This is a genomic window from Sphingomonas sp. HF-S4, assembly GCF_032911445.1.
In the GTDB taxonomy this organism is placed as follows: Bacteria; Pseudomonadota; Alphaproteobacteria; order Sphingomonadales; family Sphingomonadaceae; genus Sphingomonas; species Sphingomonas agrestis.
In genome coordinates, this window is the sequence record NZ_JAWJEJ010000002.1 from 364,985 (window position 1) to 379,704 (window position 14,720).

Here is a 14,720-nt window from a genome sequence, read left to right on the forward strand (position 1 = left end):
GGATGCGCGAGTCCCGCGCAAAAGTCAAGAAGCTTGGGCGGCGTGGAGCTAGTCGGGCTTCTTGGACTGCGCGGCCGCCTTGGCGGCAAAGGCCTCGATGCGCTTCTGCATGCCGGCCATGGCTTCGGTCATCATCTTGCGCTGGACCGCGAGGATGTCGGGATCGGAGAGGATGGTCGGCGACTGCTCGGCAAAGGCGCGTCCGGCCGGGGTCTCGAAGAAGGCCGTGATTGCGGCGAGCTGCTCGAGCGTGAAGCGCCGCGCGTAGGCACGCGCCATCGCGTCGATCAGCGCGGGCATCGCCGCCTTGGTCGCGGCGAGCGAATGCTCGAGCTCGCCATGGATGAACTGGTCGAATGCCTCGCCGAATGCGGCATCCTCGGAGCGCAGCGCCGCGAAGCTTGCGTCGCTGGTCATGGCGCCGCGCATATTTTCGATCATCGGGCGGATCATCTGATCGACCATCGCGTCGCGGCGCTCGGGCGGGAGGAAGCGGGCAAGCAGCGCCTGCGCCGCGGCGAGGCGGGCCGGATCGGGCGCGGCGACCGCGGGGGCCACGGCCTGGGCGCAGGCCGGCGCGACCGGCAGGGCGGCGAGAAGGGCGGCGGCGGCGAATCGAAGCATCTGGATCCTCTTTGGCGGTGGCGCGCGCATTGCCCGTGCCGGCGGAATGTGACGATATGACAGGCATGGAGGTACTCGTCCCCGCCTTTCTGCTCGCGGCGCTCGCCCAGCTCGGCGACCGGCCGGCGCTGCTGACCGCGGTGCTGGCCGACCGGTTCGAGCGACGGCTGACGGTGGCGCTCGCGGCAGGGCTGGCGCACGGTATGGGCAGCGTGCTCGCGGCTTTGGGCGGGGCCGCGGTCGCGCCGTTGCTGACGCCCGAGGCGCAATCGCTGCTGCTCGCGGTCGCGCTGGTCGCGGGTGGAGTGACCGGATTGTGGCGGCCGGCGCCGGCGAACCGATACGAACGCTGGCGCTTCGGATCGTTCGGCACACCCTTGCTGGCGGTGTTCGTGCTCGCGCTGGGCGAGCAGACGCAGTTCTTCGCGTTTGCGCTGGCGGCATCGGGCGAGGCCTGGTTCGCCGCGGCGGGGGCGACGCTGGGCGCGCTCGCGGTGGCGGTCGCGGCGGCGATGCTCGGCGAGGCGGGGTGGGCGCGCGTGCCGTTGCGCGCGCTGCGGCTCGGCGCCGCCGCGATCTTCCTGGTCGCGGGGATCGTCATCGGGCTCGGCGCGTTGCGGCTGACCGGCTGATCGAGCGGGCTGATCGCCGTCATCGAAATTAGCCGGTGGCAGCGCGCGGCACCAACCCTATATCGGCTTCGTTGGGCTCACGTATCGTTTTTCGGAGGCAGAGAATGGCAGACACCAAGGCGGCGCTGGCGACCCCCACCGACCTCAATCGCAACGACACCAAGAGCGTCGCCGAGGCGCTCAACAGTGCGCTCGCCGATTGTTTCGCGCTCTACTTCAAGACCAAGAATTTCCACTGGCACGTCTCGGGCCCGCATTTCCGCGACTATCACCTGCTGCTCGACGACCAGGCGGCGCAGATCTATGGCATCACCGACGCGATCGCCGAGCGCGTCCGCAAAACCGGCAACGTGACGCTCCGCTCGATCGGCGACATCGCGCGGCGTCAGACGCTCAAGGACAACGACCAGGATTTCGTCGCGCCGGGCGACATGCTCGCCGAGCTGCGCGACGACAATCTCAAGCTGGTCGAGAGCTTCCGCGCCGTGAAGCAGGCGGCCGAGGATGCCGGTGACAACGCCACCTCGGGAATCGTCGACGAATGGACCGACCAGGCCGAGGAGCGCGCCTGGTTCCTGTTCGAGGCCAGCCGCAAGGGCTGAGCAGTTTCGGGTAAGGAAAAGCAAAGGGCCGGGGCGATCCCCCGGCCCTTTTTCATTCGATCGCGGCGATGGCGCGCCTCCCCGGGGCGGCGGTCCGCTCTGGATTGACTTTGCGTCCGCCGCCGCTAGGGCCGTCGGCGGGCCACGCGGTCCCAACGCCGCGCGTGCTCTCTGTAAGGAGAGACTGACATGAGTGATTCTGCCGTTACCGACGCCACCCGTGCGTCCGCCAAGCCCGCTTTCCTGCCGGCTCGCCCCTATTTTTCCTCCGGTCCCTGCGCCAAGCCTCCGGGCTGGGATGCGTCGAAGCTCGCCAGCGAATCGCTCGGCCGCTCGCATCGCTCGAAGATCGGCAAGACCCGCCTGCAATATGCCATCGACCTGATGCGCGAACTGCTCAACCTCCCCGATACGCACCGCATCGGCATCGTCCCCGGTTCCGACACCGGCGCGTTCGAGATGGCGATGTGGACGATGCTGGGCGCCAAGCCCGTGACGACGCTCGCCTGGGAGAGCTTCGGTGAAGGTTGGGTCACCGATGCGGTCAAGCAGCTGAAGCTCGATCCGACGGTGATCCGCGCCGATTACGGCCAGCTCCCCGATCTCGGCCAGGTCGATTGGTCGAACGACGTTCTCTTCACCTGGAACGGGACGACTTCGGGCGTGCGCGTTCCCAATGGCGACTGGATCGCCGACGATCGCGAGGGCCTGAGCTTCGCCGACGCGACCAGCGCGGTGTTCGCGTATGACCTGCCCTGGGACAAGATCGATGTCGCGACCTTCTCGTGGCAGAAGGTGCTGGGCGGCGAAGGCGGCCACGGCGTGTTGATCCTCGGGCCGCGCGCGGTTGAGCGGCTCGAAAACTACACCCCGGCCTGGCCGCTGCCGAAGGTCTTCCGCCTGATCGCCAAGGGCAAGCTCGCCGAGGGCGTGTTCAAGGGCGAGACGATCAACACGCCGAGCATGCTTGCGGTCGAGGACGCGATCTTTGCGCTGGAATGGGGCAAGTCGGTCGGCGGCGCCAAGGGGCTGATCGCACGTTCGGACGCCAATGCCGCGGCGCTCCAGAAGCTGGTCGCCGAGCGCGACTGGCTGGGCAACCTTGCTGCGGACGAAGCGATCCGCTCGACCACCAGCGTGTGCCTGACCGTCGAGGGCGCCGACGAGGCGTTCATCAAAAAGTTCGCCTCGCTCCTCGAGAAGGAAGGCGCGGCGTATGATGTCGCCGGCTATCGCGACGCCCCTGCGGGCTTGCGCATCTGGTGCGGCGCAACGGTCGAGACCGCCGATATCGAGGCGCTCGGGCCGTGGCTCGACTGGGCCTATTCCGAAGCCAAGGCCGGCTGACCTAAGGCCCTCTCCCCTTCGGGAAGAGGGTTGGGAGAGGGGCAGGACGCCTGCGTCGCTCCCTTCCGCTTCCGCATCAAGACACATTGCCCCTCTCCCCAGCCCTCTCCCCGGAGGGGAGAGGGAGCGAAGAAGGAAATCCCAATGCCCAAAGTCCTTATCAGCGACAAAATGGATCCCAAGGCCGCGCAGATCTTCCGCGAGCGCGGCGTCGAGGTCGATGAGATCACCGGCAAGACCCCCGACGAATTGAAGGCGATGATCGGCCAGTATGACGGCCTCGCGATCCGCAGCTCGACCAAGGTGACCAAGGAAATCCTCGACGCGGCGACCAACCTCAAGGTCGTCGGCCGCGCAGGCATCGGCGTCGACAATGTCGACATCCCCTCGGCCTCGGCCAAGGGCGTCGTCGTGATGAACACTCCGTTCGGCAATTCGATCACCACCGCCGAGCACGCGATCGCGCTGATGTTCGCGCTCGCCCGCGACCTGCCCGAGGCGGACAAGTCGACCCAGGCCGGCAAGTGGGAGAAGAACCGCTTCATGGGCGTCGAAGTCACCGGCAAGACGCTCGGGCTGATCGGCGCGGGCAATATCGGCTCGATCGTCGCCGATCGCGCGCTGGGCCTCAAGATGAAGGTGATCGCCTACGATCCCTTCCTCACGCCCGAGCGCGCGCTCGAAATGGGCGTCGAGAAGATGACGCTCGACGACCTGCTGCTGCGTGCCGACTTCATCACGCTGCACACGCCGCTGACCGACCAGACGCGCAACATCCTGTCGGCCGAGAACCTGGCCAAGACCAAGAAGGGCGTCCGCATCATCAACTGCGCGCGCGGTGGGCTGATCGACGAGGCGGCGCTCAAGGCCGGGCTCGATTCGGGGCATATCGGCGGCGCGGCGCTCGACGTGTTCGTGCAGGAGCCGGCGAAGGAATCGCCATTGTTCAACACGCCCAACTTCATCTCGACCCCGCATCTCGGCGCGTCGACCAACGAGGCGCAGGTCAACGTCGCGATCCAGGTCGCCGAGCAGATGGCCGACTTCCTCGTCTCGGGCGGCGTCACCAACGCGCTCAACGTGCCGTCGCTCTCGGCCGAGGAAGCGCCCCGGCTCAAGCCGTACATGGCGCTTGCCGAAAAGCTCGGCAGCCTGATCGGCCAGCTCGCACATGGCGAGATCGCCCGCGTCTCGATCCACAGCGAGGGTGCCGCCGCCGAACTCAACCAGAAGCCGATCGTCAGCGCGGTGCTCGCCGGGTTCCTCCGCGTCCATTCGGACACGGTCAACATGGTCAACGCACCGTTCCTCGCCAAGGAGCGCGGCATGGAAGTCCGCGAAGTCCGCAACGAGAAGGAAGGCGACTACCACACCTTGCTCCGCGTCTCGGTCAAGACCGCGGACGGCGAGCGTTCGGTCGCGGGCACCTTGTTCTCAAATACGCAGCCGCGACTGGTCGAGCTGTTCGGGATCAAGGTCGAGGCCGATCTGGTCGGCAACATGCTTTATGTCGTCAACGAGGACGCCCCGGGCTTCATCGGCCGGCTCGGCACCACCTTGGGTGAGGCGGGCGTCAACATCGGCACCTTCCACCTCGGCCGCCGCGACACCGGCGGCGAAGCGGTGCTGCTGCTCTCGATCGATGACGAAGTCACGCCTGAGCTTATCGCAACCGTCCGCGCACTTCCCGGCGTGAAGACGGCGATGGCGCTCAAGTTCTGAACCACCGTTCGCCCTGAGCTTGTCGAAGGGCCGTCCTTCTTTCGGAAGAAAAGAACGGGGCTTCGACAGGCTCAGCCCGAACGGATATGGGGCAGGCGAAAGGACTTCCACGCTTATGACCGGCCTGCTCCCAGAAGGATTCCACGATCGCCTCCCCCCCGCCGCCGATGCGGCGACCGGGCTGGAGACGCGCGTGCTCGGGGTGGCCCGGGCGTATGGCTATGAGCAGGTCGATCCGCCGCTTGCCGAATTCGCCGACGAGCTCGCCTCGCGGCTCAAGGCCGGCGGGGTGCGCGACGCGGTGCGCTTCGTCGATCCCGTGTCGCAGCGCACGCTGGCGATCCGGCCCGACCTGACCGCGCAGGTCGGGCGTATCGCCGCGACCCGGATGGGGCATCACCCGCGCCCGGTGCGGCTTTCCTATGCCGGCGCGGTGGTCAAGCTCAGCGCGTCCGAGCTCAACCCGCACCGCGCGATGCGCCAGATCGGTGCCGAGCTGATCGGGCTCGATACCGTCGCGGCGGCGATCGAGATCGTTCGCGTCGCGATCGAGGCGCTCCAGGCCGCGGGCGTTACCGGGATCGGCATCGATTTCACCTTGCCCGACCTTGTCGATACGCTCGCCGCGGATCTCGATCCTGCGGTTCTGGGCACGCTGCGCGACCGGCTCGACGCCAAGGATGCCGGCGGTGTCGCGGCGATCGACGCGCGCTGGCTGCCGCTGATCGAGGCGGCGGGGCCGTTCGACGGCGCGATGCAACGGCTGCGCGCGATCGACGCCGGCAATGCGCTGGCGAGCCGGCTCGATGGGCTTGCGCGGATCGCCGCGAGCGTCAACGGCCAGGCAACGCTGACGCTCGATCCGACCGAGCGCCATGGCTTCGAATATCAGAGCTGGCTCGGCTTCTCGATCTTCGCGCGCGGCGTTCGCGGCGAGATCGGCCGCGGCGGCACCTACACGATCCTCCACGGCGACGGTCGCGAGGAGCCCGCGGTCGGTTTCTCGCTGTTCGCCGATCCGATCCTCAATGCCGGGCTCGGCACGAGCGAGCGGCGAAGGCTGTTCCTCCCGCTTGGCACGTCTGCGGAGGTCGGCGCGAACCTGCGGAGCGAGGGCTGGGTCACCGTCGCCGCGCTCGAGGCGGACGATACGCCCGAGGCGCAGCTGTGCACGCATGTGCTGGGCGAGGCGGGGCCGCAGGCAATCTGACACCCGTGCTCCGGCGAACGCCGGAGCCCTGGAGACGGCGCATATCGTATGCCGCCAACGCTCCGGCCTTCGCCGGAGCTCAGGGATGGCTAGCGCCCGAGCAGCGGCGCGACATCGCCATGAGCGAAATGCTGGAACGCCTCGCGCACGGCGCCACGGAAGCGCTCGTCGCCGGCAAGCCGCGCGCCGAACACCGGCTCCACCGCCAGCAAGGCCGTGACCGGATCGCCGCTGGTAGCTGCGGCCGCCAGCGTCTCCGCCAGCGGATCGGTGATCTTCTCGCCCGCCTCAGCTTTCCGCCGCAGGAAGGCGATCCACGCCGCGACCGGCACCGCCAGCCGATCGACGCTGCGCCCGGCATCGAGCGCCTCGCGCGTCGTATCGAGCAGGCGATAGGGTAGCTTTTGCGAGCCGTCCCAAGCGATCTGTGCCAGCAGATGCCGGATCTCGGGATTGCGGAAACGGTCGAGCACCGCATCGGCATAGGCCGCGATATCGAGCCCCTCGACTGCGCCCAGCGACGCGGCGATGTCCTGATGGACCAGCCGCGTGACGAAGCCTTCGAGCGCCGCGTCGGACATCGCGTCGAACACCGTCTCGTGGCCGCGTGCGAGGCCGATATAGGCAAGGCTCGAATGCGCGCCGTTGAGGATGCGCAGCTTGGCCTGCTCATAGCCGCGGACGTCGCTGGTCAGCGTCACCCCCGCCGAAGCGAGGTCGGGCCCGTCGGCCATGTCGAAGCGCTGGAGCACCCATTGAGTAAAGCGCTCGCGCTGGACCGCCGCCTTGTCCTCGACGCCGAGTTCGGTCGCGACCTTGGCGAGGAACGCCGCGTCGCTCGCGGGGGTGATCGAATCGACCATCGAATCGGGGAACGCCACTTCGCCCGCGATCCAGTCGGCGAGCCCGGCATCCTGCGCGCGGGCGAGCGCGACGCATGCCGCGCGGAGCTTGGCGCCGTTGCCGGTCATGTTGTCGCAGCACAGCATCGCGAAGGGGGGCAGCCCGGCGGCGCGGCGATCCCCCAGTCCGGCGACGATCCACCCGATCACGCTCGCCGGCTCGGCAGGGCGCTTCAGGTCGTGGGCGATATCGGGATGCGCGAAATCGAGGCTCCCGTCGCCGGCGAGGCAATAGCCCTTCTCGGTCACCGTACTCGTCGCGATCCGCACGTCGGGCGAGGCGAGCAGCGCCCGCAGCCGCACGCCTTCGCCCGGCCCGATCGCGTCCGAATGCGCCGCGATCACGCGCATCGAAGGCTCGCGGTCGATCACCGCCAACGTGTAGAGCCCGTCCTGCGCCTTGAGCGCGTCGGTGGTGCCGCCGCTGCGCAGCGACACTGCGGCGATCCCCCAGCGCGGATCATGATCGAGCAGGCGATCGACAATGGCCGCCTGGTGCGCGCGGTGGAACGCGCCGGGGCCGAAATGGACGATGCCGGTGCGGATGGCGTCAGAAGCATGGCGCGGACGCGCGATCGTGTCAGGCAAAGCGGCGAGCGACGTGCGGGACAGATTGGTCATGCCAATCTTCCAAGCAGCGACTACTGCAGCAAGTCAATCCGGGTTAGTAGGATTTGCCGGGCGAAGACCCGCCACCGAGCAGCGATCCGGTACCAAAGCCCAGCCGCCGCTCGCTCCCCTTGGGCATGCGGAAGCGGACCTGCCGGTTGGGAAAGTCGATATCGACACGGCGGAAGCTGCGCAGCGCATCCATGCCGAGCAGCAATGCCGGACGCTTGGTCAGCCCGAACCGCTCGAACGGCGCAACGTCGGCGAACGCCACCGGCATCGATCCGAACATCACATCGCCCACCTTGATGTTCGGCACCGTCGTATAGCCGGCCGTCGCCTTTTCGCCGGTAACGTCGGTCAATTCGATCGCCTGGGCCCTGCGACTGCGGCCGACGCGCTTGCGCAGCGCGCTGTTGCCCATGCTCACCTGACTACCCGTGTCGAGCACGACCTGGATGCGCGTGGAGCCGTAATAGGCGTCGGTGACGATCAGCTGGCCGAACTGGCTCTTGGCCGTCACGACGATCTCGTCCGGCGCGTTGCGCCGGCGCTTGGTACTTTTCTGGCTGGGGCGGACTTCCATCGTGCCATTGTCGAAATCGATCGTAACCTGGTGGTCGCGCAGCGTGTCGATCCCCAGCAGGCCGATCGCGCCGAGGTTGCGCGCCTCGAGCTTGGGGGCGATCACGCTATGCTGCACGCCGATCGACTTGATCATCAGGTCTGGCACCAGCACGGTATCGACCTGGCTGCGGCCCGTCATCGACAGCAGCGTCACCGGTGCGCCCGAACTGAGCCGCAGCGTGTTCGCAAGCTCGCGCGACACCACGGTACGCTCGGCGCCGGTATCGATGATGAAGTTGTACGGTCCCTTGGCATTGACCGCGACGGGGACCGTCAGGCGCTGGTCGACTTCGCCGAGCATCAGCAAAGTCGTTTCCATGACCGACTCGGGGCTGATCAGCTCGGGATCCTGAGGGGTATTTGCGGGCGCGCCGGCGGGGGCCTCGATCGGCAAGGTCAGAAGCAGGAGCGGATAGACGACTCCAGACATGGCGTGACGATATACCTGCACATATTGCGCAGCAAACGAATTCAATCGAGCCGCATCGCCTCCGCCGCGATACCTTCGGCCTCGATCAACAGCGCGTCCTCGGCAGTGCCTTCGGGCACGCGCTCGCGGCCGATCATGATCAGCACCGGCACCGCCATCGGGCTCACGCGATCGAGGTCGATGTGCAGCATCGTGTCCGCCGCGGTATCGAGCAGGTGGGCGAGCCGCCCGACATCGGTCATCCGCGCGCGCGCATCGGCCCAGGCCGCCTTGAGCAGCAGGTGATCGGGCTCGTATTTGCGCAGCACGTCGTAGATCAGGTCGGTCGAGAAGGTGACTTGCCGCCCGCTCTTCTTCTTGCCCGGATGCTGGCGCTCGACCAGCCCGCCGATGATCGCGACTTCGCGGAACGCCCGCTTGAGCAGCGCCGATTGCTGTACCCAATCGACGAACTCGTGCTCGAGGATATCGGGCGAAAACAGCGCGGCCGGATCGGTGATCTTCTCGAGCCCATATACCGCCAGCGCGTAATCGTTTGCGACGAAGCCGAGCGGCTTCAATCCCATCGCCTCCATCCGCCGCGTGATCAGCATGCCGAGCGACTGGTGCGCGTTCCAGCCTTCGAAGCTGTAGGCGACCATGTGGTGCTTGCCCTCGTGCGGGAAGGTCTCGACGAGCAACTGCGTTGGCGAAGGCAGCGCCGAGCGCCGCGCCTGCACTTCGAGCCATTCGCGGACATCGTCGGGAAAGCGCGCCCATTGGCCGCGATCGGCGAGGAACGCGCGCACCCGATCGGCCAGCGTCGAGGTGATCGCCAGCCGCGCGCCCATGTAGGAGACGTAGCGCGCCTGCTTGCTGCTCGCGCGGACGATCAGGTCGGTCTGCTCGATCCGTTCGACCTCGAGGCTGAGCCCGGCGAAGAAGAAGGTGTCGCCCGGCGCCAAGGTCGAGCCGAAATATTCCTCGACCTTGCCGAGGCGCCGGCCGTTTTTGAAGCGCACGTCGAGCATCGGCGCCTCTACGATGATCCCGGCATTGAGGCGGTGCTGGGCGACGAAGGCGGGCTTGGTCACCCGCCACAGCCCGTCCGCGCTTTTGGTCAGCCGCTTGAACTTGTCGTAGGCGCGGAGCGAATAGCCGCCATCGGCGATGAAGTGCAGGACGCGATCGAACACGTCCTGCTCGAGCGCCGAATATGGCAATGCTGCACGCACTTCCTGCAGCATTTCCGTGGCATCAAACGGCGCGGCGCAGGCACAGGCCATGACATGCTGCGCGAGCACGTCGAGCGCGCCGGGGCGGAAGACATCGGGGTCAAGCTCGCCTTGCTCGACCGCGTCGAGCGCCGCGCGGGCTTCGAGATATTCGAAGCGGTTGCCCGGCACGAGCACCGCCTCGCTGGACTCATCGAGCCGGTGGTTGGCGCGCCCGATCCGCTGGAGCAGCCGCGACGAGCCCTTGGGCGCGCCCATCTGGATCACGCAATCGACATCGCCCCAATCGACCCCGAGATCGAGGCTCGCGGTCGCGACCAGCGCACGCAGCTTGCCATCCGCCATCGCCAGCTCGGCCTTGCGCCGCGCCTCCAGGCTCAGGCTGCCATGATGCACCGCGATCGGCAGCTTGAGCTCGTTTACCTTCCACAAATTCTGGAAGACGAGCTCGGCCAGCCCGCGGGTGTTGCAGAACACGATCGTCGTGCGGTGCGTCTCGATCTCGGCCATCACCTGGGGGATCGCGTACACCCCCGAATGCCCCGCCCAGGGCACCCGGCCCTCGGGCAGCAGGATCGCGATGTCGGGGTCGGCGCCCTTCTCGCCCTGCACTAAAGTCACTGCGTCGATATCGCCATCGGGCGCGAGCCAGGCGCGATAGCCGTCGGCATCGGCGACCGTCGCCGACAGCGCGACGCGACGCATTTCCGGGGCCAGCCGCTGGAGCCGCGCCATCGCCAGCGCGAGCAGGTCGCCGCGCTTGCCGGTGGCGAAGGCGTGGACTTCGTCGATGATCACGGTCTTCAGCCCCGCGAACATCGTCAGGCTGTCCTCATAGGAAAGGAGCAGGCTCAGCGATTCGGGGGTGGTGAGCAGGATCTCGGGCGGCCGCGCGCGCTGGCGGACCTTCTTCTCGTGCGGGGTGTCGCCGGTGCGGGTCTCGACGCGGATCGATACCCCCATCTCTTCGATCGGGGTGAGCAGGTTGCGCTGCACGTCGACCGCGAGCGCCTTCAAGGGCGAGATATAGAGCGTGTGCAGCCCCTGGCCCGGCGCTTCGATCAGCTCGGCGAGCGTCGGCAGGAACCCGGCGAGCGTCTTGCCCGCGCCGGTCGAGGCAACCAGCAGCGCATGTTCGCCCCGGCGCCCGGCCGCGAGCATATCGAGCTGGTGCCGCCGCGGCGCCCAGCCGCGCGACGCGAACCAGTCGGTGAGGGGGTGGGGAAGATCCGTCACTTCTTGCGCGTATGGGAACCGGTGGGCATCCAAACCATATAGTCACGATGGCCAAGCTCGGCGACTGGATCGAACCGCACCCCACTGGCATCTACATCCCCGCCGCCGATGCGTGGGTCGATCCCTCGCAGCCGGTGCCGCGCGCGCTCATCACGCATGGGCATGCCGACCACGCCCGCGGTGGGCATGCCCAGGTCTGGGCGACACCCGAGACGCTGGCGATCATGGCCGCGCGCTACGGGCCGCAGAACGGCAATCCCGTCGCTTATGGCGAATCGCTGCGGATGGGCGACGTGGAGGTGGGCTTCGTTCCCGCCGGGCATGTTCTCGGCTCAGCGCAGATCGTGCTCGATCATGCCGGCGAGCGCATCGTCGTCTCGGGCGACTACAAGCGCCGCGAAGACCCGACCTGCGCACGCTTCGAGCCGGTGCCGTGCGACATCTTCGTCACCGAAGCGACGTTCGGGCTACCGGTGTTCCGCCACCCCGAAACGCATGACGAGATCGACAAGCTGCTCGCCGCGCAGCGCGCCAACCCGACGCGCTGCGTGCTGGTCGGCGCCTATGCGCTCGGCAAGGCGCAACGCGTGATCAAGGAATTGCGCGTGATGGGGTTCGACGATCCGATCTACATTCATGGCGCGCTCCAGCGGCTATGCGACCTCTATGCCGAGCAAGGCGTGGATCTGGGCGAGCTGCGCCCCGCCACCGGCGTGGCAAAGGCCGAGCTTCAGGGCCGGATCATCCTCGCTCCGCCCGGCGCGCTCAACGATCGCTGGTCGCGCCGGCTGCCCGATCCGATCACCGCGATGGCATCGGGCTGGATGCGCGTCCGCCAGCGCGCGCGCCAACGCAATGTCGAGCTGCCGCTGATCCTCTCCGACCATGCCGATTGGGACGAGCTGACTGCCACGATCCGCGAGATCGCCCCGCGTGAAGTGTGGGTGACGCACGGCCGCGAGGATGCGTTGGTCCATTGGTGCCGACTGCACCAGATCAAGGCCCGCGCATTGGAACTTGCCGGGTTCGAAGACGAGGACGACTGAATTGTTGCCGAGCATTGTTGCCGAACGCCCTTGTTAGCGATACCATCGCGGAAAAGGGGAGAGGTTGGATGCAAATACTTAAGGTTGCGGCAGTGGCTGCCGCGCTGACATTGGCCGGCGCGGCGCTGGCGCAAACCGCTCCGCCGCCGTCTGCCCCCTCACCCCAACCCGCTGCGCCCGAGTTTCGGGGGCCCGACGAGCGAGTCACCGACTTCAACCGGCTCAGCCACGATATCTCCAAGCCGGTCGCAGGCCCGACTCGCTCGGCACGTCCGGTCCCCGTAACGCCGGAGGATGTCACCCAGGGTCGCGAAGTGCGGGATTCCAGGGGTGTCGTGATTGGCACCATCGAGCGCGTCGGCATGGCGTTCGCAGTGATCGCCAGCCCGGGCGGCAAGATCGAAGTGGAATTCGCCTCGCTGGCCAAGAACAACAAGGGGCTGCTGATCAACATGCCCAAGGCCAAGTTCGATGCGATCGTGGCCGGCAGCACCAAGCCGAAGAACTGACTCGCGATCGGCTTGCCGGTCAGCCCGTAGCGCGTAACGTCCCGGTTGCGGCGCTTTCGAACAGCCAGGCCTCCGCCTCTTCGACGGAATCGAAGCAGCGCGTGTCGGGGCGGCCGGTGAGCGCACGCTGCAGCTGGCTGCGTGCCAGGGTGCGGCCGATGACGAAGGCCAGCCGGCGCGAGTGATATTGCGGCGCGCCGAGCAATTGCTGGAATCCCGCGACGCTTTCCTGCGGCTGGATTTTCATCTCGCGCAGGTCGGTGATCGTCAGATGCTGGTTCGGCCCGCAGGTGAGCCGGGCATGCGCGGTCTCGCGCGCCTTATAGAAATCAGCGATGTCCTGCGGGGTGAACAGCCCACTCATGGTGATCCGAACGAGGTCGCGATCGGGTTCGGCGTGGATGGAGAAAGTCGCGCTCATAGTCTCTTTATAGAGAAAATGAGTTGCCGAATTCTGAGTCGCTCGTTTCTTTGCGGCAACGACTGCTCAGCCCACGCCTTCGAGTGCCTTTTGCCGGCGGCGCTGGACCGAGCTGCCGATCCCCATCGCCTCGCGATATTTGGCGACCGTGCGCCGGGCGATGTCGAAGCCCTTGGCGTTGAGCAGCTCGACCAGCGTGTCGTCGGACAGGATCTTCTTGGGATCCTCGGCCTGGATCAGGCCGCGGATCGCGCTCTTGACCGCTTCGGCCGAGACCGCGTCGCCGCCCTCGGACGACTGGATCGCCGAAGTGAAGAAGTATTTCAGCTCGAACAGCCCGCGCGCGCAGCTCAGATATTTATTGCTGGTGACCCGGCTCACCGTCGATTCGTGCATCTCGATCACGTCGGCGACCTGGCGCAGCGTCATCGGCTTCAAGTGCGCGACCCCCTTCAGGAAGAACGCCTCCTGCTGCTTCACGATCTCGGTCGCGACCTTGATGATCGTGCGCTGGCGCTGGTCGAGCGCCTTGACCAGCCAGTTCGCGCTGGCGAGCATGTCGGACATCCATGCCTTGCTCGCTTTGTCCTGCGGGCCCGCCGAGACCTCGGCATAATAAGCGCGGTTGACCAGCAGCTTGGGCAAGGTCGCCGAATTGATCTCGACCGCCCAGCCACTCCCGCGCCGCGCGACGAAGATGTCGGGGGTCACGGCCAGGGTCGGCTCGCCGCCGTAGCGGCAGCCCGGCTTGGGATCGTAATTGCGCAGCTCGCGGATCATGTCCGCGAGATCCTCGTCGTCGACGTTGCAGATGCGCTTCAACCGCGCGAGATCGCCGCGCGCGACCAGCTCGAGATTGTCGATCAGCCGCGCCATGCACGGATCGTAGCGATCGGCTTCCTTCGCCTGCAGCGCGAGGCACTCGGCGAGGTTGCGCGCGCCGACCCCGGTGGGATCGAAGGTGTGGATCGTGCCCAGCACCGCCTCGACCCGCGCGAGCGGCACATTGAGTCGGCTGGCGACGTCGAGCAGCGTAGCGGTCAGGTATCCGGTCTCGTCGATCTGGTCGATCAAATGCGCGGCGATGAACAGGTCGGCGCCATCGACGCTTGCCCCGGCCTGCGCCATCAGATGGTCGGCGAGGCTCAGCGCGGACGATCCGAAATTGTCGAAATCGGGCCCGTCTTCCGAACCGCCGCCGCCGGTGCCGCCCAGACCCAGGCTACCGTCGAGCCCGCCGATCGAATCCGACGGGCTGTCGTGGTGGAAGGTCTCGGCGGTGAAATCGACGTCGAGCGCGGCCTCGCCCGCGGCCTCGCCGCCGCCGGCGATCAGCTCGCCGGCATCGGCGGGGCCGTCACGCACGGGCTCGAAATCGGGTTCGGGCGCGGAGGGTTCGGGCGCGTCATCGCCGCCGCCCTGCGATTCGAGCAGCGGGTTCTTGTCGAGTTCCTCGGCGATGAAGGTCTCGATCTCGAGGTTCGACAGCGCCAGCAGCTTGATCGCCTGCTGGAGCTGCGGCGTCATCACCAGCGATTGCGACTGGCGCAGGTCGAGGCGCGGGGCGAGCGACATGGCTAGCGCTCCCC

The 14,720-nt window shown here is 67.3% G+C and carries 13 protein-coding genes; 7 read left to right on the forward strand and 6 right to left on the reverse strand.

Going from position 1 to position 14,720, the window contains the following annotated elements:
• Positions 1-48: 48 nt before the first annotated feature.
• Positions 49-624 (reverse strand): DUF2059 domain-containing protein, encoded by a 576-nt coding sequence (locus RZN05_RS17765; RefSeq protein WP_317228017.1) that lies wholly within the window; start codon positions 622-624, stop codon positions 49-51.
• 65 nt (positions 625-689) lie between these two features.
• On the opposite strand from RZN05_RS17765, the gene RZN05_RS17770 reads away from it, so the two are divergent.
• From RZN05_RS17770 to RZN05_RS17790, 5 genes are all read left to right on the forward strand, one after another.
• Positions 690-1,256 carry a TMEM165/GDT1 family protein gene (locus tag RZN05_RS17770; RefSeq protein ID WP_317228018.1) on the forward strand — a complete coding sequence of 189 codons (567 nt, stop codon included), beginning with the start codon at positions 690-692 and terminating at the stop codon, positions 1,254-1,256.
• Between the two features lie 104 nt (positions 1,257-1,360).
• Positions 1,361-1,858, forward strand: a complete 498-nt coding sequence (locus tag RZN05_RS17775) for a Dps family protein (RefSeq protein ID WP_317228019.1) — start codon at positions 1,361-1,363, stop codon at positions 1,856-1,858.
• Between the two features lie 189 nt (positions 1,859-2,047).
• Positions 2,048-3,205: a phosphoserine transaminase gene (locus tag RZN05_RS17780; RefSeq protein ID WP_317228020.1), complete on the forward strand. Its 1,158-nt coding sequence runs from the start codon at positions 2,048-2,050 to the stop codon at positions 3,203-3,205.
• A gap of 144 nt (positions 3,206-3,349) precedes the next feature.
• Positions 3,350-4,927 carry a phosphoglycerate dehydrogenase gene (gene serA / locus RZN05_RS17785; RefSeq protein WP_317228021.1) on the forward strand — a complete coding sequence of 526 codons (1,578 nt, stop codon included), beginning with the start codon at positions 3,350-3,352 and terminating at the stop codon, positions 4,925-4,927.
• Positions 4,928-5,042: 115 nt separating this feature from the next.
• On the forward strand, positions 5,043-6,137 hold the full coding sequence (locus RZN05_RS17790; protein WP_317228022.1) for an ATP phosphoribosyltransferase regulatory subunit: 1,095 nt from the start codon (positions 5,043-5,045) through the stop codon (positions 6,135-6,137).
• 89 nt (positions 6,138-6,226) lie between these two features.
• On the opposite strand, the gene RZN05_RS17795 is transcribed toward RZN05_RS17790, so the two are convergent.
• The 3 genes from RZN05_RS17795 to RZN05_RS17805 are packed head-to-tail and all read right to left on the reverse strand — an operon-like array spanning position 6,227 to position 11,155.
• Entirely contained in the window at positions 6,227-7,660 is a 1,434-nt protein-coding gene (locus tag RZN05_RS17795) for a mannitol dehydrogenase family protein (RefSeq protein WP_317228023.1), read from the reverse strand.
• A 43-nt stretch (positions 7,661-7,703) separates the two neighbouring features.
• On the reverse strand, positions 7,704-8,705 hold the full coding sequence (locus RZN05_RS17800; RefSeq protein ID WP_317228024.1) for a retroviral-like aspartic protease family protein: 1,002 nt from the start codon (positions 8,703-8,705) through the stop codon (positions 7,704-7,706).
• Between the two features lie 41 nt (positions 8,706-8,746).
• A complete protein-coding gene (locus RZN05_RS17805; protein ID WP_317228025.1) occupies positions 8,747-11,155 on the reverse strand; it encodes a ligase-associated DNA damage response DEXH box helicase in 2,409 nt (802 codons plus the stop codon).
• Between the two features lie 47 nt (positions 11,156-11,202).
• Between RZN05_RS17805 and RZN05_RS17810 the strand changes: the two genes are divergently transcribed.
• Positions 11,203-12,201 carry a ligase-associated DNA damage response exonuclease gene (locus RZN05_RS17810; protein WP_317228026.1) on the forward strand — a complete coding sequence of 333 codons (999 nt, stop codon included), beginning with the start codon at positions 11,203-11,205 and terminating at the stop codon, positions 12,199-12,201.
• Between the two features lie 68 nt (positions 12,202-12,269).
• Positions 12,270-12,710 (forward strand): hypothetical protein, encoded by a 441-nt coding sequence (locus RZN05_RS17815; RefSeq protein WP_317228027.1) that lies wholly within the window; start codon positions 12,270-12,272, stop codon positions 12,708-12,710.
• A gap of 19 nt (positions 12,711-12,729) precedes the next feature.
• On the opposite strand, the gene RZN05_RS17820 is transcribed toward RZN05_RS17815, so the two are convergent.
• Positions 12,730-13,131: a SpoIIAA family protein gene (locus RZN05_RS17820; protein ID WP_317228028.1), complete on the reverse strand. Its 402-nt coding sequence runs from the start codon at positions 13,129-13,131 to the stop codon at positions 12,730-12,732.
• 66 nt (positions 13,132-13,197) lie between these two features.
• Positions 13,198-14,706 carry an RNA polymerase factor sigma-54 gene (gene rpoN / locus RZN05_RS17825; RefSeq protein WP_317228029.1) on the reverse strand — a complete coding sequence of 503 codons (1,509 nt, stop codon included), beginning with the start codon at positions 14,704-14,706 and terminating at the stop codon, positions 13,198-13,200.
• Positions 14,707-14,720: the final 14 nt, after the last annotated feature.